Here is a 24678-nt window from a genome sequence, read left to right as displayed (position 1 = left end):
GCTCTAACGACAGGGCTTCAACGACAGAGGGCTGCGCGATCATCTCGCGCAGCCCTCTCTATTTGCGCATCTGAGGTCTGGTGCTTGCTCACCATCCCGGGATCACTTCGTCACTTCGGCCTTATCGCGTCCGCGGTGCCCTGGATGAAGGCCTGGATCTTCACCACGTCGGCTTCGGTCAGCTTGCCGGTGAAGTCGGGCATGCCCTGATCGTGGAACGGGCCCTTGAACACGAAGTTCTTCAGGTTCTCGATGGTCTCCTTGGAAACGTAGCCAAGGTTCCTGACATTGCCGCCCTTGTCGACGCCGGGCACGCCATGACACTGCGCGCAGGCGGTGACGTAAAGCGCAGTGCCTTCGGGAACGTCCTTCGGGTCGTACTTGACGCCGGCGAGCAGGCCTTCGGTCTGGTACTTCACGAAGGCCGGCGGTGGCGCCTTGCCGTCGAGCGCGAACGTGTAGACGGTACCCGGGCTCTGCAACTCGGTGGCGCGGGCGGCAATTCCGAACACGCCGCCCCAGCCGACCGCGATCGAGACATACTGCTTGCCGTCGACCAGATAGGTCGAGGCGGCCGCGACCACGCCGGTACCGACCGGCGTCTCCCAGAGCTTTTCGCCCGTCGTGGCGTTGTAGGCGATGAAGCGGCCGTCCGCAGTGCCCTGGAAAACGAGGTTGCCCGCGGTGGTGAGCGTGCCGCCGTTCCACGGCGCGACATATTCCGCGCGCCAGGCTTCCTTCTGCTTCACCGGATCCCAGGCGAGCAGGCGGCCGAACGGCGCGCTCTTCGGCGGCGTCGCGTTGAGCATGAAGCCAACGTTCCAGCCCGCCGCGGAAGCGAATTTGCCGGGCTCTTGTGCGTTGTGCTTGACCGCCTTTTCCGGCGTGAGATTCACCGGAATGTTCTGCGCCGGCAGATAGACGAGGCCGGTCTGCGGGTTGAACGACATCGGATGCCAGTTATGGGCGCCGTACGGGCCCGGGATACTGTCATACTGTTCCCTCCCGCGCGCCTCCTTCACCTCGATCGGCCGGCCGTTGGCGTCGTAGCCGGTCGCCCAGTTCACATCGACGAAGTTCTTGGCCGAAATGAACTTGCCGTTGGTGCGGTCGACGACGAAGAAGAAGCCATTCTTCGGCGCGTGCAGGATCACCTTGCGCGGCGTGCCATCGATGGTGAGATCGGCGAGGATCATCGGCTGGGTGGAGGTGTAGTCCCAGTGATCGCCGGGCGTCTCCTGGTAGTGCCAGACGTATTTTCCGGTGTCGGCGTTCAGCGCGACCAGCGAGGCCAGATAGAGGTTGTCGCCGCCGGACGGGCTGCGCACATCCCGATTCCACGGTGAGCCGTTGCCGGTACCGATATAGACGAGGTTGAGGTCTGGATCGAAGGTGATGGTATCCCACGCCGTTCCGCCGCCGCCGTTGATCCAGTATTTGCCGGCGGGATCCCAGGTCTTGGCGGCAGCCGCCATTGATTCATCCTCGAACGGTTTTGACGGATCGCCCGGCACCGTGAACCAGCGCCATGCCTGATTGCCGGTTTCGGCGTCGTAAGCGGTGACGTAGCCGCGGGCGCCATATTCCGCGCCGCCATTGCCGATCACGACCTTGCCGTTGAACACACGCGGCGCGCCGGTGATGGTGTAGGAATGCTCCTTGTCGATCAGCGTGTCCTTTTCCCAGACCACTTTGCCAGTGACGGCATCGAGCGCGATCAGCCGCCCGTCATAGACGCCGACGAACACCTTGCCTTTCCAGAGCGCGACGCCGCGATTGACCACGTCGCAGCAGCCTTTGTAGCCCTTTGTGCGATCAACCTTCGGATCGTACGTCCAGAGCCGCTTGCCGGTGCGGGCATCGATGGCGTGCACCACGCTCCAGGACGCGGTCTGATACATGACGCCGTCGACAACGACCGGCGTCGCCTCGACGCCGCGGGAGGATTCCAGCGGATAGCTCCACACCAGTCCGAGCTTCTTCACGTTGTCGGCGTTGATCTGGTTGAGCTTGGAAAAGCGCGTCTCGGCATAGTCGAGGCCGATGGTCGGCCAGTCGCTCGAGGTCGCGGTGTTGGCCTTGATCGATGCGCCGTCGACCGCCGAAGTAACCGCCTTGATGTGCTCGGGCGATCCCTTGGCGGGTGTCTGCGCAAGGGCTGTGCTGCAGCCCAGCGTCAGGCTCAGCCCGATTGCGATCACGGCCTGCGCAAGGCGCGCTGGCCGATAGGAAGTAACGGCAATTTCAGGAAATAAAAGGCAAGCGGAATCAACGCGCGGCAAGCATGTCATCTTATTCCCTCCCAGTGATCTCTAGCGGATCTGGTGGAATGCTATGCCGGTGAGAAGGATCGCGTCAATCAACGCGATGCGCGAAACGAGAAATAGAACATTTGTCTCGCATGTTTTGAGCGAGCGTTTTCACCGAACGAATGCAAGCTGGCATGCCGGCTGCAGCGCACCATTGGCCGTGAGGCAGGGAAGATCAGGTAAGGAAAGCAGATTGTTGCCTGCCGTCGCCGCGCAACAATTGCGTGCCGTCATTCAGTCGGCACGTTCGAATGACCGGTCGGCGGAGCGGCCAGAGAGCTCAAGACAAGCGGAGCCGCAAGCGTACTGCCCGAGGCGTCGGCGAGCAGCGGAGTATTGGCATATCGCATCACGCCGTGCTGACTGATCGCGAATGTCGGCCGAAAGTTTCTGACGTCGACGTCCTCGACCATCGCCATGCGGCGGTTATCTAGCGTCAGCCAGCGCCCCTCCAGCCGTGCGGCAACCACAGCATGGTCCTCGCCGTGGATGGTATCGTGCAGTACCACGATCCTGAGGTCGTCGGACGCGAGGCCGGCGCGGCGCAAGGCTATGAATTTCGCAATCGCATAATCCTCGCAGTCGCCGCCGCCGCGCGCGAGCGTTGCGAGCGGCGGCGTCCAGACGTCGATCTGGCCGTGCTGAGCGAGATCGCTCATCGGCCGGACGGCGAGATTGACGGCGCGGTTGATTTCGCCGAGCCGCGTGCGGCCTTCGCGCAAGCGCGCGGCGTCGACAATGTCGAGGAATTTCAACGCGGCCGGAGACACGCAGCCGTCACGGTCGCCTTCGCAGAGCGCAAGCTGCACCATTTCGTCGTCGAGCCGGCGCTGCACGCCGATCCATTTGTCGTGCAGTCCGCCGCTGGAGAGGGCAGATGCGACAAGCCCGAACGGCTCGGCCGACCGCTGGATCATCTCCACCGGCGCGGATGGCTCGCCCGTCTCGGCGCGCAGGTCGACTGGCCCGAACCAGGCCAGGCCGCACGCGACGATGCCCGCACGCCATGCGCGTGCATAGACTGCCAATCCCATCTGACACCCCTTGTCCGGGCATCGGCGGGCCTGCTCTGCCTGCTCGAACCCGGATCATTTCAGAACGGGCAGGATGGGCAACGGCGCTTTTGATCCGTTTAAAACGAGGGGAGGCCTATCGGAAGTTTGCGAAGGAGCGTGAACGCGGCCTTGCCGGTTTGCAGAGGATTTTATCGATCCACTCAGATCAGCGCTCATCAGGGCCGCTCGGCCATCCGAGACAGGACGCGGACACGGCGCAAAAGTTTACGGTTGCGGAAGGGTCACAGGTCACCCGAATTAACCTTACCGGCGGAATCGCTCGGTGGACGGTTGCAACCTGTCCCGGATCCCTTGAAGCGATGGCGGCTCCTTGTGGATCGGCGAAACGGTCAGCCCTTCGGGCGGCCGTCGCTTTCCTCAGGAAGCGGTACTTCTGCGCTGCAGCAAAGATAAAGTATTGTGACTGCTTATCTTTATGCCTAGAGAAGGCCGTGCCTAATTTTTTAGTCGGCCCGCGGTAAACCCTGCCTTCTCCTCGCCACACTCTCGCCCGACAGTTTTCCGGACCTTTTCGGTCGTGTTGCAGACTTACCCCATATTAAGGGTGTTCGCAGCGTGCGTGCTTTTGTGTTCCCTACCTGCATGGTATGAAAACCCCGCAGGGAAATTTCATACTTCTTAACCATTTAGATTGGTGTTCCATTGAACTACGCCGGCAAATTCGGATCGGGCGACCTCGCCCCTTTTTCCGGCGCGGATATTGGTTCTGGGGCACTGCTGTCATCGCACGGCCATCTTCCTTCCCACGGCAAGCTCCAAGTCGACAAAGTTTCGACACACGCGCCGTCCGACGCCATAATTGTTTCCGATGCCCATCTGCTCTTCAGCGGCGACTTCAAGCGATCGGGCGTCGACCTGATCCTCAGTAGCAGCGACCGCGAGGTCGTGCTGCGCGACTACTTCAAGGGCGAGAAGCGCGCTGCGCTGGCCTCGCCCGATGGCGCCCATCTCACCGGCGACATCGTCAACGCGCTGAGCGGACACACCCAGTTCGCGCAAGCGGACGGCAGTCCCAGCATCGCGCCGCCTGTGATCGGGCATGTCACCAAGCTGACGGGAAATGCGACGGCGATCCGCAACGGCGTTTCAATCATCCTGAACCAGGGCGAAACCGTCCATAAAGGCGACGTCGTCCAGTCCGGCTCCGATTCGACGCTGGGCATCACCTTCATCGACGGCTCCGTGTTCGGTCTCGCATCGAACGCCCGGATGGTGCTGAACGAGATGGTCTACGACCCCGACGGGTCGGACAACAAATCGCTGCTCAGCCTTGTGCAGGGCACGATCTCGTTCGTCGCCGGCGCCACCGCCAAGAAAGGCGACATGAAGGTCGACACCCCGGTCGCGACCATGGGCATCCGCGGCACCGCGGTGCTGGTCGAGATCGACTTCGAGGTGCCCGGCTCGGGTATCGCGCCGCCGGCGAAATTCCAGGTGCTGGTCGAGCCCGACGGCACCACCGGCTCCTACATCCTGTTCGACAAGACCACGCTGACGCCGATCGCGACCGTCAACCAGGCGGGAACGCAGACGATCGTCAGCGGCCAGGGCACGGTCAGCTTCCAATCGTCGGTGCAGCTATCGCCCGACGCGCAGAAGATCATCAGCGACGTGTTCTCGCTGAAGTTTACCGACCTGAACAACCCGAACACCAAGCTCACCACCAATTTTACCGATTCGATCGTTCCGGAAACGCTATTCATCAAGCTGGCCGGCGGGGAGTTCATTCCCGTGACGCTTCAGCTACTCAACATCCCGAGCGGGGCTACTCCCCCCGTGGATCCGGGACCGCCCCCCAGGCTCGTGCACATTCCCGGGCCGCCGCAGGCCGCGGCGTTCGGCGGTACGGTCAGCGAACGGATCGATGTGACCGCCAGCTCCGCGCTTGACAGCATCTCCGGCAGCGTCAACTACCTTGACATCAATCCCGGCGATACTCCGAGCGTCAGTACGCAGTTTTCTTCCTTCGCCTATCAGAACGCGCAGGGCGCCGACGTCACCGCCACGCTGACGGCGCAGCAACTGGCGGCGATCAAAGCAGTCGAAGTGCCGCTGTCCGTAGTGCAGGATCCCAACGGCAAGAATTTCGGCACGGCGACCTGGACCTACAACATCGCCGACGGCGCGTTCGACTTCCTCGCCGCCGGCGAGACGCTGAAACTGACCTACATGGCGCGGGTCGACAACAACTACGCGCCGTTCAACGAGACGACGTTTGTGCCGTTTACGATCGTCGTCACCGGCACCAATGACAAGCCGACGATCTCCGCGACCGGCGGCCAGATCACGGAGCGAATCGGCACCGGCAATACGGTGATCGATACCGTGTCCGGCACCGTCACCTTCGGCGATGTCGACCTGACCGACCGTCCCGTCGTCAGCGCGGCGATCTCGGCCACCGATCCGTTCCGCTACTATGATGCGCAAGGCAACGACGTCACCGCGACGCTGACGGCGGAGCAGCAGGCGGCAATTCAAGCCGTCCTGGTGCCGCTGACAGTGGTGCAGGCGGCCGGAAACAGCCATAACGGCTCGGCGACGTGGACCTACAGCATTGCCGACAGCGCGTTCGACTTCATCGCCGACGGCGAAACGCTGAACCTCAACTATGTCGCGCGGGTCGACGATGGTCACGGCGGCATCATCTCGACGCCGATCACCGTGTCGATCCATGGCGGGGAAGTCGTGGTCATCGGCACCAACGACGTTCCGACGATCGTTGACAATTTGACCACAGCCACTGACTCGGTGACGGAAGATGAAGCGGCAACGCTGGTCGCCGGCGGCACCATCACGTTCCAGGACCTCGACCTGACCGACACCCACGCCGCGACTTTTGTTCTCAAATCGTCCAATGCCAATGCCAATCTTCCGGGCTATTCGGAGGTGGCGCCACTCAGCGCGATCGGGACATTCACGCTCACATCGGTGAGCGAGAATCCGGGCGTCACCACTATTGGCTCGATCGGCTGGAGCTTCGCGCTTAACAACAACGATCCAGTGCTGCAGTCGCTGGCGGTCGGGCAAACCATCACTCAAGTCTACGCCGTCACCTTCGATGATCACCACGGCGGCACCGTCACGCAGGACGTCACGGTTACCATTACCGGCACCAACGACGCACCGACCATCACCAGCAATGCGGCAGCGGCGTCAGGCGCGGTCAGCGAAGACGCCAGCACCCCCACGCTGTCGGCCGGTGGCACGATCGCGATCCAGGACCTCGACCTGATCGACACCCATACGGCGAGGTGGCAGTTCAAGGCGTCGGCTTCGAATGCGCATCTGCCGGGATTCAACGAGGGCAGTACGCATATCGGTACCTTCACCATCGATCAGTCAGTGATCGAGAGTACCAGCGATACCAGTAACGGTGCCACGCTCGGCTGGAGCTTCACGCTTGACAACAACGATGCGGTGCTGCAGTCGCTGGCGCTGGGCCAGACCATTACGCAGGTCTATACCGTCACCTTCACCGACAATAACGGCGCATCTATAGCGCAGGATGTCACGGTCACCATTACCGGCACCAACGACGAGCCGACCATCACCAGCAATGCCGCAGCTGCATCAGGCGCGGTCATTGAGGACGCCAGCACCCCCACGCTGTCGGCCGGCGGCACGATCGCGATCCAAGACCTCGACCTGATCGACATCCACACGGCGTCATTCGTGCTGAAGTCGGCGGATGCCAACGCCGATCTGCCGGGCTATTCGGAGACGGCGCCCCTTGGCAAGATTGGGACGTTCGCAATCACGACCGTGAGCGAATACCCTACCGACACCACCAATACCGCCTCGCTGGGCTGGACCTTTACGCTCGACAACGACAACCCGACGCTGCAGTCACTGGCGCTAAACCAGACCATCACGCAAATCTATACGATCACGGTTTCCGACGGTCACGGTGGCACGGTTCTGCAGGACGTCACCGTCATCATCACCGGCACCAACGATGCGCCGGTGCTGGCCGCGTCGACGTCCTCCCTGACAACGATCACGGAAGACGAAACCACGAATACCGGGCAGACCGTTGCCTCGTTCGTCGGCAGCAGCATTTCCGACGTCGATCATGGCGCGCTGGAAGGCATCGCGATCACCGCGACGACCAGCGCGCATGGCCATTGGGAATATTCGACGGACGGCAGCAGCTTCATCGCTTTCCCTTCCGTGTCGACCGACACCGCCTTGCTGTTGGCGGCAACCGACAAGGTCAGGTTCGTTCCCGACGGGCAGGATGGTGGGACGGACACGCTCACCTACGTGGCGTGGGATCAAACGACGGGAGTCCACGGCGCGACGGCCGATGTCTCGGCAGCGGGCGGCTCCACCGCGTTTTCTGTCACTTCAGCTACTACGACTCTGACGGTGACGCCCGTCAACGATGCTCCGACCGCAGATGCACCGACGCACTATGCGGCGACCGAACAGACACCGCTGATCATCAGTGGCACCGGCTTGCATGTTGCAGACATCGACGGCAACGGCGGCACCGAAACGGTCACCCTCACCGTCGGCGAAGGAATATTGACCGTCAATGAGGGCGGAAACGACGTGTTAGTCACCGGCGGCGGGACATCCTCGGTCACGATCACCGGACTGCTTGACTACATCGAAGCGCTGCTCTCCGGAGACAATTCCGGTACGATCCGCTACACCGCGAATTCAGACAATCCGAGCGCATCGACCAACCTGACGCTGTCCGTCAACGACAATGGCAACAGCGGATCGGGCGGCAGTCAGACCGCAACCTCAACTGCGACTATCGGTATCGCACCGATCAACGACGCGCCCGTGATCGGAACCGATAAGTTCGTCGTCACAGATGTTGATGAAACGACGACTTTTTCGGGCCTTTATGTCACGGATGCCGATGCTGCCGGATCCACGTTTGCGATGTCAGCGACGACCGGTGCTAGCCCGGTAACCAGTGTGACACCGGCAAACGACAGCGGCCTTGATTTTGAGGAAATCAACACGACGCTGGACAGCGGTATCGCATACCTCCACGACGCTGCGGAACCGCAGACCGACATGGTCACGCTCACGGTTGCCGATAGTTTTGGCGGCGCCGATACGGTCAATTTCATTTTCAACCACGCTGGAACAGGCCCGGAAGTCACCTTGAACGGCACGTCCGGCAAGGACGTCATTTTTGCGACCGGCTATGCCGATACGCTGACCGGTGGTGAGGGCGCTGACCAGTTTGTCTTCACGCCGGAAGACAGTCCCAACACCGATACTATCATGGACTTCGCGCCGGGACGGGACCATATCGATCTGCGGGCGTTTGCCGCGGTGGACTCGTCCACTGTCAGTAGTTGGCTAGCTAATCCGCTGAACCAGATAAATTCTACTGACGTTCGGTTCACACTCGACACCAACGATACTATCATCCTCAAGAATGTCGTCCTGGCCAATCTGCATGCGAGCGACTTCATCGTGTCGCCGCACTAAGCCCTCTGGAATGGTGCTTCCCGAGCCGCGCTAGCTTCCTGACATCGGTGCCACCTTCCGGCTTGCGTGGCGCTGGCAGTTAGGCGAACAATCGAAAGCCATGAAGCGACTACGGACCTTACCCAAGTGGTTCAAGCGGCGCATCGGCTATGCCCGGCTGCTGTGCCTTGCGCTCCTGATCGGGTTTGCCGCGCTTCGCGTCGCCGATCCGGCGCCGGTTGAGGAAATCCGCGTCCGGACCTTCGACGCCTTCCAGCGCATTGACCCGCGCAAGAAGACCGCGCGGCCGGTCACTATCGTCGATATCGACGAAAAGAGCATGGAAACGTTCGGGCAGTGGCCGTGGCCGCGCACCCGGCTTGCTGACCTCATCACCGAACTGACCGAACTCGGCGCGGTCGTGATCGCGTTCGACGCGGTGTTCCCGGAGCCCGACCGTCTCAACCCCGACTTGGCGGCGGACACCTTCCGCAATCTCGACGAGGAAACCCGTGCCAGGCTGCGCGCGCTGCCGAGCAACGACCAGATCTTCGCCGATGCCATCCGGAAGTCGCGCGTGGTGCTCGGCGAATCCGGCCTGCCGGAGGAAATCGCGACCCTCGACAAGACGCTGCCGGTCACCGGGCTCGCGATGCTGGGCGAGGAGCCGCAGCGCTTCATGTTCGAATTTCCCGGCCTTCTTCGCAACGTTCCGGTGCTGGAACATGCCGCCGCCGGGCGCGGCCTGTTCACCATCAGGCCCGAACGCGACGGCATTGTGCGGCGGGTGCCGATGATCATGCTCGCGCAGGGCCAGACCATGCCGTCGCTGACCTTCGAGATGCTCCGGGTGGCCACCGGGTCCGGCACCATCCTGATCAAGGCGGAGAAGGCCGGCATCAAGAGCCTCGGCATCAAGGGCGTCCAGATCCCGACCGACCATAACGGCCAGCTCTGGGTCCATTATGCCCGCAACGATGCCTCAATCTACGTCCCCGCGATCAACGTGCTGGAAAAGAACGTTGCCCCCGACATGATCGCGGGCAAGCTGGTGCTGATCGGCACCTCCGCGGTCGGCCTCAACGACATCAAGACCACGCCGGTGTCCCGCGCCATGCCCGGGGTCGAAATCCACGCCCAGGTGCTCGAAAGCGCGCTGACCGGCGCGGTGATCTCGCAGCCGAACTATGGCATCGGCATTGAATTCGCAGCAGCGATGTTGCTCGGGCTTCTCGTGATTGTGTTTGCGCCCCTGTTTGGTCCGGTCTCGCTGGTCATCTTCGGGGGCGCGTTTGCATCCGTGCTGGTCGGAACGTCGGCATACTTTTACACCCAGCATCGCCTTCTGATCGACTTCACCTATCCCCTGATGTCGACCACGTCGATCTACCTCACGCTGATCTTTTCCGCCTTCGTGCGCGAGCAGGCGCAGCGCCGCCAAATCCGCTCCGCCTTCGGCCAGTATCTGTCGCCGGCCCTGGTCGAACAGCTCGCGCAGTCGCCGGAAAAGCTGGTGCTCGGCGGCGAGGAGCGCGAGATGACCATCATGTTCTCCGACATGCGCGGCTTCACCTCGATCTCGGAGACCTACAAGAACGACCCGCAGGGCCTCACGGCGCTGATGAACCGCTTCCTGACGCCGCTGACCAACGCCATCCTCGACCGCAAGGGCACCATCGATAAATACATGGGCGACGCCATCATGGCGTTCTGGAATGCGCCGCTGGACGACAAGGACCACGAGCTCAATGCCTGCGAAGCAGCGCTCGACATGCTGGACCGCGTCGACGAGCTCAACCAGGCGCGCGAGCAGGAGGCCAAGCAAGAGGGGCGTCCGTTCATTCCGCTCAATGCCGGCATCGGGCTCAATACCGGCGTCTGCGTGGTCGGCAACATGGGTTCCGACCAGCGCTTCGACTATTCAGTGTTCGGCGACAGCGTCAATCTCGCCTCGCGCCTCGAAGGGCAGTCGAAAGAATATGGTTTTCCGATCATCGTCGGCTCCAAGACCGCGCTCGCGGTCAAGGACAAGTTCGCCATTCTCGAGCTCGACTTCATCATGGTGAAAGGCAAGAAGGAGCCGGAGGTGATCTACGCCATCGCCGGTCGCGAGGACACCGCGCAGTCCGGCCGCTTCCAGCGCCTGCGCAACCTGACGATCGAGATGCTCGCCTGCTACCGCAACCGCGACTGGCACGGCGCGCTTGCGGCCATCGCGCGCGGCCGCAAGACCGACGAGGCAAATTCGCTGGAGCTGCTCTACAACCTCTACGAAGCGCGCATTCGCGGCTATCTCGAAGACCCTCCGCCGGAAGACTGGAACGGCGCGTTTGCGCTGCTGACGAAATAGCTTCCGTCGTCCCTGCGTTCGCATTGCGTTCGCAGGGACGACAAGATTACTCCAGCCCGATCTGCGTCAAATCCTGGAACCAGTGCTGCGCCTGCACGAACTTCTTCACCTTCGGCGACAGCGCATGCGGGTTGGTGTCGTGCACGACCCATACCAGCGTGGCGTCGTCGACGATCTGCGCGTGCGCCTGCGCCAACAGCTCGTCCTGTTTGGCGACATCAAAAGTCTGCTTGGCCTCGTCGATCAGCGCATCGACCTTCGCACTTCTGTAGCCACCCCAGTTGACGCCGACAGGCGCAATCTGACCGGAGTGGAAGAAGCGGACGATGGCATAAAGCGGGTCTGACGTGACATAGGCGATGTTGTTGGAGGTGATGCCGGCGTTCATCTCGTCGGCCGCGCCCTTGCGCCAGGCCGTGTATAGCGTCTCGAGTTCGACCACCTTGAAGTCGATCTCGATGCCAATCTCCTTAAAACTCTGCTGCAGGAATTCGTTCATCGGCAGCGACAGCATCTGTCCGGTGCCGCCTTGCGCGATGACGAACGTGGTCTTCAGCGGCTTCTCCTTCGAATAGCCGGCCTCCTGCACCAGCTTCTTCGCCGCCGCGACATCATATTTGAGCTCGAAGGATGGCTTGCCGAACCACGGGCTCGACGGGTCGACCTGGCCCTTGGCGGGTTTCGCCAGACCGTTCATCAGCCCGACCACCGCCTCGCGGTCGATCGCGAGGTTGAGCGCCTTGCGCAGGCGGATGTCGGTCCAGGGCGAGCCGGGCAACACGCTCAAATGATAATTCCAGACATGCGGCGTGACGTTGTCGACGATCTTCATGCCGGCGGATTTGAGCTGCGGCACCGCGTCCGGCGCCGGGGTCTCGATCAGGTCGACCTGGCCAGCTAGCAGCGCGTTGGTGCGCGTCAGCGCTTCCGGCATCGGGATCAGCACGATCTTGTCGGCCTTCGGAAGCCGCTTCTTGTCCCAATAATCGGCATTCCTGGTCAGCTCGGCGAGTTCGCGCGGCACCAGTTTTGTCAGTTTGAACGGCCCGGTGCCGGCGGGCTGGCTTGCGAACTTGTCCCAATCCTTGCCAAGCTTTTCATATTGCGCCGGGCTGGAAACCAGAAACCACAGCATCTGGTACGGAAAGAAGGAGTCGACCGCCTTGGTCGTGATCTCGATGGTGGCGTCGTCGACCTTGGCGTAGCTGGCGACCGAGGGCAGGCGGGTCTTCACCTGCGCGCTCTGCCGCTTGTCGAACTGCGGTGCCTTGTCGTTGAGCACCTTGTCCAGATTCCAGATCACCGCGTCGGCATTGAATTCGCTGCCGTCGTGAAACTTGACGCCCTTGCGGAGCGAGAAGCGCCATTTCTTCTTGTCGCTCTCATCGACCTTCCATTCGGTCGCAAGCCCCGGCACCAGTTTGCCGGGCCGGTCGGCGACGCCCATCTCCCACGCGACCAGCGGATCGTAGATCGTATAGGCGGAAAACTGATAGGCGCCGGCGCCGCGGTCGGGCTGGCCAGTGGTCAGCGGGATGTCCGCCATGGAAATGCCGTAGCGCACAATGGTCTCGGCCTGCGCCGAAATCGTTGAGATGCCAAGAGCTAAGCCCACGGCCAGAGTTGCGGCAGGAAGAAGCATCGAATTTCGAGTGCGCATGAATTAGGCTCCATCGGGCAGGGTTTGGAGCTAAAAATGCAAGCTTGGTGCCAGCTTAGGCATTGGACTTGACGTGCATGCGCGCTTCACAAGGAGTTGTGCGGTCAAACGCATAGCCCGAAGGGAAGCATGCCGTTTGGCACAGGCGTTGCATACGGCTGCATAAGAATTAGTCACCGAAGCGTTTAGAAGGGGATTGCTGCATATGCGTAACGACAAATCGAACAAGACGGCCACCGCGTGGCTGCTGGCAACCGCGCTGGTGGTCGGGTTGCCGCAACTCGCAAGTGCCGAAACGGTGCTGCGGATCGGCATGACCGCTGCCGATATTCCGCGCACGCTCGGCCAGCCCGATCAGGGTTTTGAGGGCAACCGCTTCACAGGGCTGACGATGTATGACGGCCTGACGATGTGGGACCTCTCATCCCGCGACAAGGCAAGCGTCATGATTCCGGGCCTCGCGACCGAATGGAAGGTGGACGAGGCCGACAAGAAGAAGTGGACCTTCAAGCTGCGCCCCGGCGTCAAATTCCATGACGGCAGCAATTTCAATGCCGACGCCGTGGTCTGGAACGTCGAGAAGGTGCTGAAGCAGGATGCGCCGCATTTTGACGCCAGCCAGGTCGGCGTCACCGCCTCGCGCATGCCGACGCTGGCCTCGGCGCGCAAGATCGACGACATGACGGTGGAATTGACCACCAAGGAGCCGGACAGCTTTCTCCCGATCAACTTGACCAACCTGTTCATGGCGAGCCCTGCCAAGTGGCAGGCCTTCTATGACAAGGCTGAAGGCGCCGACGCCAAGGCGAAATCGCAGGCCGCGTGGGCGGCGTTCGCCAGAGACGCCTCGGGCACCGGCCCTTGGAAGATGTCGAAGTTCACGCCGCGCGAGCGGCTCGAACTCGTCAAGAACGAAGGCTATTGGGACAAGGGCCGCGTGCCCAAGGTCGACCGGATGGTGCTGCTGCCGATGCCGGAGGCCAATGCCCGCACCGCGGCCTTGCTGTCCGGCCAGGTCGACTGGGTCGAGGCGCCCGCGCCCGACGCGGTCAGGGAGATCAAGCAGCGGGGCTTCCAGCTCCAGGCCAATGAATCGCCGCACGTCTGGCCGTGGCAATTTTCGCGTATTGAAGGCTCGCCCTGGAACGACATCCGCGTCCGCAAGGCCGCCAATCTCTGCATCGACCGCGAAGGGCTCAAGGAGGGGCTGCTTGCGGGCCTGATGGTGCCGGCGACCGGCACGTTCGAGCCCGGCCATCCCTGGCGCGGAAAGCCGACCTTCGAGATCAAATATGACCTGAAGGCCGCCCAGAAGCTGATGCAAGAGGCGGGCTACGGCCCGAACAAGAAGCTGACAGTGAAGACGCAGACCTCGGCGTCGGGATCGGGCCAGATGCAGCCCTTGCCGATGAACGAATATCTGCAGCAGGCGCTGGCTGAATGCTACTTCGACGTTCAGCTCGACGTCATCGAGTGGAACACGCTGTTCACCAACTGGCGCCGCGGCGCCAAGGATCCCTCCGCCAACGGCGCCAACGCCACCAACGTCACCTACGCGGCGATGGATCCGTTCTTCGCGCTGGTGCGCTTCCTGCAATCGTCGATGGCGCCTCCCGTCTCGAACAACTGGGGCTACATCAACAATCCCAAGTTCGACGAGCTGGTGACCAAGGCGCGCCAGACCTTCGACCCCGCCGCCCGTGATGCGGCGCTGGCCGAACTGCATGCGGCCTCGGTGGACGATGCGGCGTTCCTCTACGTCGCCCACGACGTCTCGCCGCGGGCCATGAGCCCGAAGGTAAAAGGCTTCGTGCAGCCGAAGAGCTGGTTCGTCGACTTCTCGCCGGTGTCGATGGCACCGTGAGTTCAGGAGCGCAATGCTTGCTGACCCTCTCCCCTTGTGGGAGAGGGTGGATCGAATGAGCGGAGCTCATTCGAGACGGGTGAGGGGTTCTGTCCGCGGATACGCCTCCCTCATCTGAATGCCCCCGTCCGCGGATGGAACCCCTCATCCGGCGCGGACCCAGGTCCGCGCCACCTTCTCCCACAAAGGAGAAGGGAAGAAGAGAGTAACCCGTGTTCGCTTACATTGCCCGGCGTATCGTCTACGTCATTCCGATCGTGATCAGCGTGGCGCTGGTGTGCTTCCTGCTGGTGCACATCACGCCCGGCGATCCCCTGGTCGCGGTGCTGCCGGCGGATGCGTCGCAGGAACTCGCGGCGCAACTGCGCACCGCTTACGGCTTCGACCGGCCGCTGCCGGTGCAATTCGGCCTCTGGCTATGGCGCGCGCTTCATGGCGACCTCGGCAGCTCGATCGCGACCGGCCGCCCGGTGCTGTCGGAAGTCCTGCGCGCCGTCGGCAACACCGTCACGCTTGCGGTTGCCGCCGCGCTGATCGGCTTTACGCTCGGGCTGATGTTCGGCCTGATCGCCGGCTATTTCCGCGACACCTGGATCGACAAGGTCGCGACCTCCATCGCGATCGCCGGCGTCTCGGTACCGCATTACTGGCTCGGCATGGTGATGGTCATCATCTTCTCGGTGCAGCTCAATTGGCTGCCCGCTGTCGGCGCCGGTCCAGGCGGCTCCGGTTCGTGGGGCTGGGATTGGGAGCACATGAAATACTTGATCCTGCCGGCGATTACGACCTCGGTGATCCCGATGGGCATCGTCACCCGCACCGTCCGGGCGCTGACCGGCGACATCCTGAGCCAGGATTTTGTTGAAGCGTTGCGCGCCAAAGGGTTGCGCGAATTGGACGTGTTCCGCCACGTCATCAAGAACGCCGCGCCCACCGCGCTTGCGGTGATGGGCCTGCAACTGGGTTACATGCTCGGCGGCTCGATCCTGATCGAGACCGTGTTCTCGTGGCCCGGCTCGGGCTTGCTGCTCAATTCCGCGATCTTCCAGCGCGACCTGCCGCTGCTGCAAGGCACGATTTTGGTGCTGGCGCTTTTCTTCGTCACGCTCAATCTGCTGGTCGACATCGCGCAGGCCGCGATCGACCCGCGCATCAAGCGGGGCTGATCATGACCGTGATGTCGGATACCGCCCTGCAAGCCGCGCCCGCGACCAAGGCGCGTGGCTATTGGGCCACCGTCGGCCGTCGCATCGCGCGCGACAAGGTCAGCATGGTCTGCGCCTTCGTGCTGGTGCTGATCTTCGCCTCCGCGCTGCTGGCGCCGTGGCTCGGCCTTGCCGATCCCTACCAGGGCTCGATGATCCGCCGGCTTCGCCACATCGGCACGCCGAACTATCCGCTCGGCACCGACGAGCTCGGCCGCGACATGCTGGCGCGGCTGATCTACGGCGGAAGGCTGTCGCTGATCATCGGCATCCTGCCGGTGATTTTCGCCTTCGTGATCGGCACCTCGCTCGGCCTCGTCGCCGGCTATGTCGGCGGCCGGCTCAACACCGCCATCATGCGTACGGTGGACGTCTTCTACGCTTTCCCGTCGGTGCTGCTGGCAATCGCGATCTCCGGCGCGCTGGGCGCGGGTATAGTCAATTCCATCGTCTCGCTGACCGTCGTGTTCGTGCCGCAGATCACCCGCGTCGCCGAAAGCGTCACCACCGGCGTGCGTAACATGGATTTTGTGGAAGCCGCGCGCGCCTCCGGCGCCGGACCTTTTACCATCATGCGCGTGCATATGCTCGGAAACGTTCTCGGCCCGATCTTCGTCTACGCCACAGGCTTGATATCGGTGTCGATGATCCTCGCCGCCGGCCTGTCATTCCTCGGGCTCGGCACAAAACCGCCGGAGCCGGAATGGGGCTTGATGCTGAACACGCTGCGCACTGCGATCTATATCAATCCCTGGGTGGCGGCGCTGCCGGGCGTGATGATCTTTGCGGTGTCGATCTGCTTCAATCTTTTGAGCGACGGCATGCGCAGCGCCATGGATATCAGGAACTGACGCATGGGTGAGACGTCCACCTCAGTCGAATTGCTGGAACAGGTCGAGGACATCGGCGGGGCGGCGCAACCGCTGCTGCAGGTCACCGGCCTGACCAAACATTTCCCGGTGCGCGGCGACCTGTTCAGCCCTCGTAAAACGGTGCGCGCGGTCGATGATGTGTCGTTCTCGATCGCCAAGGGCGAAACGGTCGGCATCGTCGGCGAATCCGGCTGCGGCAAGTCGACCACAGCGCGATTGCTGATGCACCTGATGAAGCGCGACGCCGGCGACATCGTGTATGACGGCATGCAGGTCGGCCGCGCGCTGTCCCTGCGTGAATTGCGTCGCGGCATGCAGATGGTGTTTCAGGACAGCTACGCCTCGCTCAATCCGCGCCTGACCATCGAGGAATCGATCGCCTTCGGCCCCAAGGTGCACGGCATGGCGGACGGCGCCGCGCGCACGCTGGCGCGTGAGCTCCTCGGCAAAGTTGGCTTGCGTCCCGAAACTTTCGCCAACCGCTACCCGCACGAAATTTCCGGCGGCCAGCGCCAGCGCGTCAATATCGCGCGTGCGCTGGCGTTGTCGCCGCGGCTGGTGATTCTTGATGAGGCCGTCTCAGCGCTCGACAAATCAGTCGAAGCTCAGGTGCTCAATCTGCTGGCCGATCTGAAGCGCGAATTCGGCCTGACCTATCTTTTCATTAGCCACGATCTCAACGTGGTGCGCTACATCTCGGATCGTGTGCTGGTGATGTATCTCGGCGAAGTGGTCGAACTCGGCCCGGTCGACAAGGTCTGGGATGCGCCGGCACATCCCTACACGCGGGCGCTCTTGGCGGCGATGCCGTCGTCCGACCCTGATAACCGCACCGAGACGCCGCCGATCTCCGGCGATCCGCCCAATCCGATCGACCCGCCGTCGGGGTGCCGGTTTCACACCCGTTGCCCGTTTGCGGAGCCGCTCTGCGCAAATGCGACGCCAAAACTCAGCGATGTCGATACAATGGGCCATCAGGCGGCGTGCTACATGGCCATACCCGGCTCCGGGCACAGCCGCGCACCGGCCAAAGAAAATGCCAAGAAAAGTGACATGGGAGTAACCGCTGCATGACAAGACCCGATCCCAAGCAGGTCAAGGTAATGACCGACGTCGCCGGCGTGCCGCAGGATGCGGAAGTTGCCGCCCGCATTGCCAATTCCATCGGCCCGGCCTTTGACGGCTTTGCGCCGGTCGCCGGCACGCTGCCGATCGATCTCGAGCCGGCGAGTTTCCTGTTGGTGCAGAACGCGAAGGTGTCGAAATGAGCGGCGAACCGGCCTTGATGTCAGCGGTCGCGGTCGCCAAGGCGATCGCCGGCAAGAAGTTGTCCTCGCGCGAAGTGACGCAATCCTGCCTCGACCGCATCGCGCAATGGCAACCGCGCGTCAACGCCTTCATGGCGATCGAGGCGGAGGAGGCACTTGCCGCGGCTGATGCCGCTGACGCCGCGCTCGCCAAGGGCCAAAATCTCGGTCCGCTGCACGGCGTCCCGATGGCGCACAAGGACATGTATTACGAGGCCGGTAAGGTCGTCACCTGCGGCTCCAAAATCCGGCGCGATTTCGTCGCGACGACGACCTCGACCGCGTTGCAGCGCCTGAAGGACGCCGGCTCCGTCAGGCTCGGCTCGCTGCAGATGGTCGAGTTCGCCTACGGGCCGACCGGCCATAACGCGCATTACGGCGCGGTGCGTAACCCCTGGAATGTCGATCACATCACCGGCGGCTCGTCGTCCGGCTCGGGCTCCGCAGTCGCGGCGCGGCTGACCTTTGCCGCGCTTGGTTCGGATACCGGCGGCTCGATCCGGATGCCCGCGCATTTCTGCGGCGTCACCGGGTTCAAGACGACGGTCGGCTTGATCAGCCGCGCCGGCGCGATGCCGCTGTCGCAATCGCTCGACACCGTCGGCCCGCTGGCGCAAACGGTCGAGGACTGCGCGCTGCTGGTGGGATTGATGGCGGGCACCGATCCCGAGGACCCGACCACGTCCACGCGGCCGGTGCCGAACTACATGGCCGCAACCACGGGCTCGATGAAGGGCCTGAGGATCGGCGTGCCGACCGCTTTCTATGTCGACGATCTCGATTCCGAAGTGGCGCGGGTGCTGGACGAGACCATCGTCACGCTCAAGGGCGAGGGCGCCGAAATCGTCAAGGTCGAACTGCCGGACCAGCGCCAGCTCACGGCCGCCTGCCAGATCGTGCTCGCCACCGAGGCGGCTGCCTTCCACAAGCGCTGGATGATCGAGCGTCCTCAGGATTACGGTAGTCAGGTCTTGATGCGGTTGCAGAATGGGCTCGCCATTCCGGCCGTGACCTACCTCGAAGCGATGCGCTGGCGCGGTCCGGCGCTGGCCGCCTACCTCGCGGCGGTCGAGGGCACCGACGCCGTGATCGCGCCGGTGGCCCCGATGCCCGCAGCGACCATTGCCGAGAGCGATGTCGGCAACAGCCTGGAGGCGGAAGCCGTCATCCAGCGCATCACGCGCTTCACCCGACCGATCAACTATCTCGGCCTGCCGTCGCTTTCGATTCCCTCAGGCTTCACCAAGAGCGGCCTGCCGGTCGGCATGCAGTTGATCGGCCGCCCCTTCGATGAAGCCGGGCTGGTGCGGATCGGCGCGGCGTTCCAGCGCGCCACCGACTATCACCAGCAGGTACCCGAACTGGCATGAGCAACCTCGTCGATATCCGCAACCTCAACATCCGCTTCACCGGCGAACGTACGGTTCATGCCGTCAACGATATCTCGCTCTCGCTTGGCGAGGGCGAGGTGCTCGGCCTGCTCGGTGAATCCGGCTCGGGAAAAAGCGTGACCCTGCGCGCGCTGATGCGGTTGTTGCCGAAGAAGCGGACGCAGATTTCGGGCACCGTGAAGGTGTTGGGACGCGACGTGCTCGCAATGAACGACGAGGAGCTGTCGGCGTTTCGCGGCCAGACCGTCTCAATGATCTTTCAGGAGCCCGCGCTGGCGCTCGACCCCGTCTACACGATCGGCCGCCAGATTGCGGAAACCGTGATCCGCCACGAAGGCAAGAGCGAAAAGGAGGGACTCGCGCGCGCGCTGGAAATGCTGGAGGTGGTGCGGATTCCCTCCGCCAAGAGGCGCCTCGAAGCCTATCCGCACGAGATGAGCGGCGGCATGCGGCAGCGCGCCATGATCGCGCTGGCGCTGGCGTGCAAGCCGAAAATCCTGCTGGCGGACGAGCCGACCACGGCGCTTGACGCCACCGTGCAGATTCAGATCCTGCTGCTGCTCCGCGAATTGCAGCGTGAGTTCGGCATGTCCGTGATTTTCGTGACCCACGATATCGGCGTCGCCATCGAAATCTGCGACCGCGTCGCGGTCATGTATGCCGGCCAGATCGTGGAGCAGGGCCGCTTGCGCGACATCGTCCGCACCCCGGTGCATCCCTATGCCAAGGGGCTATTGGCCGCGACCGTCCACGGCGCAAAACGCGGCCAGCGGCTGGAGACCATCCCGGGCACGCCGCCCTCGCTCGACAAGGCGCCCGTCAGTTGTTCGTTCGCGCCACGCTGCACGGTTGCGCAGCCGCGCTGCAGCGAGCGTCTGCCGCCGAATGTGCAGGTATCGCCGGATCGAACGGCGCGTTGTGTGCTGGCGGAGGCGGCGGAAGTTTCTGCTGCGACCTGAAGTGACGCGGTTTCGGCTGCATTTCCCGGATGCTGCGCAACGCGCCGCGTCCGGGACACGAGAATAATTCAGCCACCCAATCCGGGATCAGCCCACTGCTCGATCTGCGCCGGTCCCACGACCTGCTTTGGCTGATGCGGATTGAGGGTGCCGGCGCTGGCGGACCAGCCCTTGGCCAAAATTTGCATTGCAAACAGCTTGGCGTCGATTTCAGATTTGAAGGTGCGGGTCGAGCGAGCCATGCTCTCCGCAGTATCGTCCGTCTTGTCCGGACTGAAAGTCACATACCAAATATCGCCCTGTTTCATGCCGACATAACGCATGTGAGGCGAAAAAGTTTCACGTCGCAGCCGCAGTTGGAAGGCGCGCGGATTGCGGCTCGTCACATCGGACAATCGTGGATAGGCTGTCGTGCGGCCTGCGCCGCAAGACCCCGGGGGGGGCTTCACATGCAGATTTCCAACGAAGGCATTCTCGTCATTCTGTTTGTCGGCCTGGTGGCCGGCTGGCTCGCCGGCAAGATCGTGCGCGGTACCGGCTTTGGCATCATCGGCGATATTCTCGTAGGCATCGCCGGCGCGCTGCTTGCGAGCCTGCTGTTTCCCAAGCTCGGCATCCGTATCGGCACCGGCCTGGTGTCCGAGATCGTCTACTCCACCATCGGCGCCGTCATCTTGCTGCTGATCGTCCGGCTGTTGCGGACCGGCGGGCGGCTGTAGCGCGGCGCTAGTTTGCGCGGCCACCGCATCTGCGATCCGCTGCAGGAGGGCCGTGCCTTGATCAGCGGCGACATGCCGAGCATCGCGCCAAGCTCTGTCCGGCAACCTCAGCATCGCCGGCCCGGCGGACTGGACCCACGGCATCGCCCGTTCCGCCTGCCGGCGGGCGGGCTGGGCGCCGGAAGCGGCGTCCTGCTCGATACCAACGGCGAGATTGGCCGGGTCTCGATATCGGTGATTCTGGTTCCGTTTCCGCGCCGGGCGAAGGCTGAACCCACCGAAGGGCCCGCGCCGGCGTCAACTAGCTGCTGCAAACTCGCCAACCTCCCTATCTACCCCCTTCATGGGGGTGAACTGGGTGTAGGTTAACGTGACTTAAAATAGACGGTGTCCGAAAACATCGGTAAAACCTGCCGTCACCTGATCCTTTTAAAGAGACACGCATTTATGGCAGCCGCTCCCGGCGTCCGGCGTTCCGAGCTTGGTGAGGCGCTGCGCGCCTGCCGCAACGCTTTTATCGGCGTCGGCGTCATGAGTTGCATGATCAATTTGCTGTACCTCACCGGCTCGATTTTCATGCTGGAGGTCTACGACCGCGTGCTGCCGAGCCGCAGCGTACCCACACTGGTCGGCCTCGTCATTCTCGCCGCCGGCCTCTACATCGCCCAGGGCGGTCTTGACCTGATCCGCGGCCGCATTCTCGGCCGCATCGGAACCGCGCTCGACGAAGCCATCAATGCGCGCGTGTTCGAAACCGTGGTGCGGCTGCCGCTGATGGTCGGCGCCCGCAACGAAGGCCTGCAGCCTTTGCGCGATCTCGACAACGTCAGGTCGTTCCTCGGCAGCATGGGACCGGGCGCGTTCTTCGATCTGCCGTGGCTGCCGTTCTATCTGGCGATCTGCTTTCTGTTCCACTGGCTGCTAGGCGTCACCGCGCTGGTTGGCGCCGTCATTCTAGTGGCGCTGACGCTGATCACCGAGTTCCTGTCGCGCACGCCGGCGAAGGAGGCGATGACGCTGGCCGCGCGGCGCAGCGATCTCGCCGCCACCAGCCGGCGCAACGCCGAAGTGCTGGTGGCGATGGGCATGTCCGGACGGCTGATGAAGCGCTGGAGCGAGGCCAACGAGACCTATCTGGCAGGCAATCAGCGCGCCAGCGACATCGCCGGCGGCCTCGGCGCGGTCGCCAAGGTCCTGCGCATGATGCTGCAATCGGCGGTGCTGGCGGTCGGCGCCTACCTCGTGATCCATCAGGAAGCCACCGCCGGCATCATCATCGCGGGTTCGATCCTGGCCGCCCGCGCGCTCGCCCCGGTCGATCTCGCCATCGCCCACTGGAAAGGTTTTGTCGCCGCGCGCCAGAGCTGGCATCGCCTGTCGAAACTCCTGCAGCAAATGCCGCCGGCAAATGAACAGACGCTGTTGCAGGCGCCCACGAAGCGGCTGTCCGTCGAGGCGGTCAGTATCGTGCCGCCGGGCGACCAGCGCGTCATCGTGCAGGACGTCAGCTTCGCCGTCGAGGCCGGGTCCGGTGTCGGCGTCATCGGTCCGAGCGGTTCCGGCAAGTCGTCGCTGGTGCGCGCGCTGGTCGGCGTCTGGACACCCGCCCGCGGCAAGGTGCGGCTCGACGGCGCGGCGCTCGACCAATGGTCGTCAGATGTGCTCGGCCGCCACATCGGCTATCTGCCGCAGGACGTCGAATTGTTCTCCGGCACCGTGGCGCAGAACATCTGCCGCTTCGACCCCGAGGCGAAATCGGAGGCGATCATTGTCGCCGCCAAGGACGCCGGCGTGCACGAGATGATCATCAAGATGCGCGAAGGCTACGATACCCAGATCGGCGAGCAGGGCACTGCGCTGTCGGCCGGGCAGGCGCAGCGCGTGGCGCTGGCGCGTGCGCTCTATGGCAATCCGTTCCTGATCGTGCTCGACGAGCCGAACTCCAATCTCGACAGCGAGGGCGACGAGGCGCTGACCCGCGCCGTGCGCGCCGCCCGCGAGCGCGGCGCCATCGTGGTCGTGGTGGCGCACCGGCCGATCGGCATCGAGGCCGTCGATCAATTGCTGGTCTTGAAGGACGGCCGCATGCAGGCGTTCGGTCCCAAGGAAACCGTGCTCGGCCAGGTGCTGCAGCGCGTCCCGTCGCCGCCGCCGATCAAGATCGTGTCCGAAGCGGGAGCTGCGAAAAAATCATGACCGCGGACCTGAAAGGCGCGCGCCGCTCGATACGCTCGCATCTCATCGTAGGTCTGGCGCTGATGCTGGTCATTGCCGGCGGGTTCGGCGGCTGGGCCTCGACGGTGCAGATCTCGGGCGCGCTGATCGCGCCGGGTTCGGTGGTGGTCGATTCCAACGTCAAGAAGGTGCAGCACCCGACCGGCGGCGTGGTCGGCGAGGTCAGGGTGCGCGACGGCGACGTGGTCAAGGCGGGCGACGTCGTGGTGCGGCTCGACGAGACCGTGGTCAAGGCGAGCCTTGCCATCGTCGTCAAGACGCTGAACGGCTTGTGGGCGCGGGCGGCGCGGTTGGAGGCCGAGCAGCGCGGCCTCGACAAGATCAAGTTCCCGCCGCAGCTCTCCGATCGCGCCGACGACCCGGACGTCCGCGACATCATCGCGAGCGAAACCAAACTGTTCGAGGTTCGCGTGTTCGGGCGCGCTGGGCAGAAATCGCAATTGCGCGAACGCGTGGCGCAGCTCAATGAAGAAATCGCCGGCCTCACCGCGCAAGAACAGGCCAAGGAAAAGGAAATCGCGCTGGTCGAGAAAGAGCTGGTTGGCGTCCGCCAGCTCTACGAGCAGCGTCTGATCCAGATCTCGCGCCTGACGGTTTTGGAGCGCGATCTCGCCCGGCTGTCGGGCGAGCGTGCGCAATATATCGCCGCGCGCGCGCAGGCGAAGGGCAAGATCACCGAAACCGAACTGCAGATCATCCAGGTCGACAAGGACGTCGTCAGCGAGGTCTCCAAGGATCTGCGCGAGACCAACGACAAGATCGGCGAGTTCGTCGAGCGCAAGGTCACCGCGGAGGATCAACTGCGCCGCATCGACATCCGCGCGCCGCAGGACGGCGTCGTGCTGCAGTCGACCGTGCACACCGTCGGCGGCGTCATCACCGCGGGCGACGCCATCATGATGATCGTGCCGAAAGCCGACGATCTCTCGGTCGAGGCCAAGGTCAATCCGCAGGATATCGACAAGCTGCAGATCGGCCAGAAGACGCTGCTGAGGCTCTCCGCCTTCAACCAGCGCACCACGCCGGAACTCAACGGCGTGGTGACCCGCGTCTCCGCCGACGTCACCGCCGACCAGCGCACCGGCCAGAGCTACTACACCATCCGTGTCTCGATGCCGCCCGACGAAGTCGCCCGCCTTGGCGAGGTCAAGATCATTCCCGGCATGCCGGTCGAAGCCTTCGTGCAAACCGGCGACCGCACTATGTTCTCTTATCTGATGAAGCCGTTCAGCGATCAACTGATGCGCTCATTCCGGGAGCGATGAGGGTTGTTGTCGCTGCCTAGGTTCTGTCGT

16 protein-coding genes are annotated in these 24678 nt (G+C 63.3%); 12 read left to right on the top strand and 4 right to left on the bottom strand.

Annotation, left to right across the window (positions count from 1 at the left end; translation table 11 throughout):
* Positions 1-110 precede the first annotated feature (110 nt).
* Positions 111-2186, bottom strand: a complete 2076-nt coding sequence (locus CQ13_RS01065) for a PQQ-dependent dehydrogenase, methanol/ethanol family (protein ID WP_430649645.1) — start codon at positions 2184-2186, stop codon at positions 111-113.
* 353 nt (positions 2187-2539) lie between these two features.
* Positions 2540-3343 (bottom strand): transglutaminase-like cysteine peptidase, encoded by an 804-nt coding sequence (locus CQ13_RS01060; RefSeq protein WP_057841168.1) that lies wholly within the window; start codon positions 3341-3343, stop codon positions 2540-2542.
* Positions 3344-4027: 684 nt separating this feature from the next.
* Between CQ13_RS01060 and CQ13_RS01055 the strand changes: the two genes are divergently transcribed.
* Together CQ13_RS01055 and CQ13_RS01050 are read left to right on the top strand one after the other, a co-directional pair.
* A complete protein-coding gene (locus tag CQ13_RS01055; RefSeq protein ID WP_057841167.1) occupies positions 4028-8842 on the top strand; it encodes a VCBS domain-containing protein in 4815 nt (1604 codons plus the stop codon).
* A 100-nt stretch (positions 8843-8942) separates the two neighbouring features.
* Entirely contained in the window at positions 8943-11171 is a 2229-nt protein-coding gene (locus CQ13_RS01050) for a CHASE2 domain-containing protein (protein WP_057841166.1), read from the top strand.
* A gap of 46 nt (positions 11172-11217) precedes the next feature.
* Here CQ13_RS01050 and CQ13_RS01045 read toward each other — a convergent pair whose 3' ends face one another.
* Positions 11218-12831, bottom strand: coding sequence for an ABC transporter substrate-binding protein (locus CQ13_RS01045; protein WP_245308973.1), 1614 nt, complete (start codon positions 12829-12831; stop codon positions 11218-11220).
* Positions 12832-13036: 205 nt separating this feature from the next.
* On the opposite strand from CQ13_RS01045, the gene CQ13_RS01040 reads away from it, so the two are divergent.
* The 7 genes from CQ13_RS01040 (at position 13037) to CQ13_RS01010 (ending at position 20429) form a co-directional block, all read left to right on the top strand.
* Positions 13037-14695, top strand: a complete 1659-nt coding sequence (locus CQ13_RS01040; RefSeq protein ID WP_057841164.1) for an ABC transporter substrate-binding protein — start codon at positions 13037-13039, stop codon at positions 14693-14695.
* Between the two features lie 212 nt (positions 14696-14907).
* A complete protein-coding gene (locus tag CQ13_RS01035) occupies positions 14908-15861 on the top strand; it encodes an ABC transporter permease (RefSeq protein ID WP_057841163.1) in 954 nt (317 codons plus the stop codon).
* Positions 15862-15872: 11 nt separating this feature from the next.
* Positions 15873-16751, top strand: a complete 879-nt coding sequence (locus CQ13_RS01030; protein WP_057841406.1) for an ABC transporter permease — start codon at positions 15873-15875, stop codon at positions 16749-16751.
* A gap of 3 nt (positions 16752-16754) precedes the next feature.
* Positions 16755-17846: an ABC transporter ATP-binding protein gene (locus tag CQ13_RS01025; protein WP_057841162.1), complete on the top strand. Its 1092-nt coding sequence runs from the start codon at positions 16755-16757 to the stop codon at positions 17844-17846.
* Positions 17843-18040 carry a hypothetical protein gene (locus CQ13_RS01020; RefSeq protein WP_057841161.1) on the top strand — a complete coding sequence of 66 codons (198 nt, stop codon included), beginning with the start codon at positions 17843-17845 and terminating at the stop codon, positions 18038-18040. The genes CQ13_RS01025 and CQ13_RS01020 overlap by 4 nt, the downstream gene beginning before the upstream one ends.
* A complete protein-coding gene (locus CQ13_RS01015; protein ID WP_057841160.1) occupies positions 18037-19449 on the top strand; it encodes an Asp-tRNA(Asn)/Glu-tRNA(Gln) amidotransferase GatCAB subunit A in 1413 nt (470 codons plus the stop codon). Before CQ13_RS01020 ends, CQ13_RS01015 begins: the two co-directional genes overlap by 4 nt.
* Complete coding sequence (locus CQ13_RS01010) at positions 19446-20429, top strand: ABC transporter ATP-binding protein (RefSeq protein ID WP_057841159.1); 984 nt, start codon at positions 19446-19448, stop codon at positions 20427-20429. Before CQ13_RS01015 ends, CQ13_RS01010 begins: the two co-directional genes overlap by 4 nt.
* A 68-nt stretch (positions 20430-20497) precedes the next feature.
* Here the strand turns inward: CQ13_RS01010 and CQ13_RS01005 are convergent, their stop codons facing one another.
* Entirely contained in the window at positions 20498-20815 is a 318-nt protein-coding gene (locus CQ13_RS01005; RefSeq protein WP_057841158.1) for a Sec-independent protein translocase family protein, read from the bottom strand.
* A 63-nt stretch (positions 20816-20878) separates the two neighbouring features.
* On the opposite strand from CQ13_RS01005, the gene CQ13_RS01000 reads away from it, so the two are divergent.
* The 3 genes from CQ13_RS01000 to CQ13_RS00985 all read left to right on the top strand — a co-directional run bounded on the left by CQ13_RS01000 (position 20879) and on the right by CQ13_RS00985 (position 24648).
* Positions 20879-21148 (top strand): GlsB/YeaQ/YmgE family stress response membrane protein, encoded by a 270-nt coding sequence (locus CQ13_RS01000; RefSeq protein ID WP_057841157.1) that lies wholly within the window; start codon positions 20879-20881, stop codon positions 21146-21148.
* Between the two features lie 447 nt (positions 21149-21595).
* Positions 21596-23344, top strand: coding sequence for a type I secretion system permease/ATPase (locus CQ13_RS00990; RefSeq protein ID WP_057841155.1), 1749 nt, complete (start codon positions 21596-21598; stop codon positions 23342-23344).
* A complete protein-coding gene (locus tag CQ13_RS00985; protein ID WP_057841154.1) occupies positions 23341-24648 on the top strand; it encodes an HlyD family type I secretion periplasmic adaptor subunit in 1308 nt (435 codons plus the stop codon). The genes CQ13_RS00990 and CQ13_RS00985 overlap by 4 nt, the downstream gene beginning before the upstream one ends.
* The last annotated feature ends 30 nt before the right edge of the window (positions 24649-24678 follow it).

The organism is Bradyrhizobium retamae, from assembly GCF_001440415.1.
Classification (GTDB): Bacteria; Pseudomonadota; Alphaproteobacteria; order Rhizobiales; family Xanthobacteraceae; genus Bradyrhizobium; species Bradyrhizobium retamae.
The sequence above is the reverse complement of the archived record's forward strand: the minus strand, read 5'-3'. Positions and strand labels throughout refer to the sequence as shown.

Coding starts and splice junctions, on each gene's coding strand:
- CQ13_RS01010 (WP_057841159.1), top strand. CDS start 19,446: ATGAGCAACCTCGTCGATATCCGCAACCTCAACATCCGCTTCACCGGC.
- CQ13_RS00985 (WP_057841154.1), top strand. CDS start 23,341: ATGACCGCGGACCTGAAAGGCGCGCGCCGCTCGATACGCTCGCATCTC.
- CQ13_RS01060 (WP_057841168.1), bottom strand. CDS start 3,343: ATGGGATTGGCAGTCTATGCACGCGCATGGCGTGCGGGCATCGTCGCG.
- CQ13_RS01045 (WP_245308973.1), bottom strand. CDS start 12,831: ATGCGCACTCGAAATTCGATGCTTCTTCCTGCCGCAACTCTGGCCGTG.
- CQ13_RS01040 (WP_057841164.1), top strand. CDS start 13,037: ATGCGTAACGACAAATCGAACAAGACGGCCACCGCGTGGCTGCTGGCA.
- CQ13_RS00990 (WP_057841155.1), top strand. CDS start 21,596: ATGGCAGCCGCTCCCGGCGTCCGGCGTTCCGAGCTTGGTGAGGCGCTG.
- CQ13_RS01030 (WP_057841406.1), top strand. CDS start 15,873: ATGTCGGATACCGCCCTGCAAGCCGCGCCCGCGACCAAGGCGCGTGGC.
- CQ13_RS01015 (WP_057841160.1), top strand. CDS start 18,037: ATGAGCGGCGAACCGGCCTTGATGTCAGCGGTCGCGGTCGCCAAGGCG.
- CQ13_RS01050 (WP_057841166.1), top strand. CDS start 8,943: ATGAAGCGACTACGGACCTTACCCAAGTGGTTCAAGCGGCGCATCGGC.
- CQ13_RS01025 (WP_057841162.1), top strand. CDS start 16,755: ATGGGTGAGACGTCCACCTCAGTCGAATTGCTGGAACAGGTCGAGGAC.
- CQ13_RS01020 (WP_057841161.1), top strand. CDS start 17,843: ATGACAAGACCCGATCCCAAGCAGGTCAAGGTAATGACCGACGTCGCC.
- CQ13_RS01000 (WP_057841157.1), top strand. CDS start 20,879: ATGCAGATTTCCAACGAAGGCATTCTCGTCATTCTGTTTGTCGGCCTG.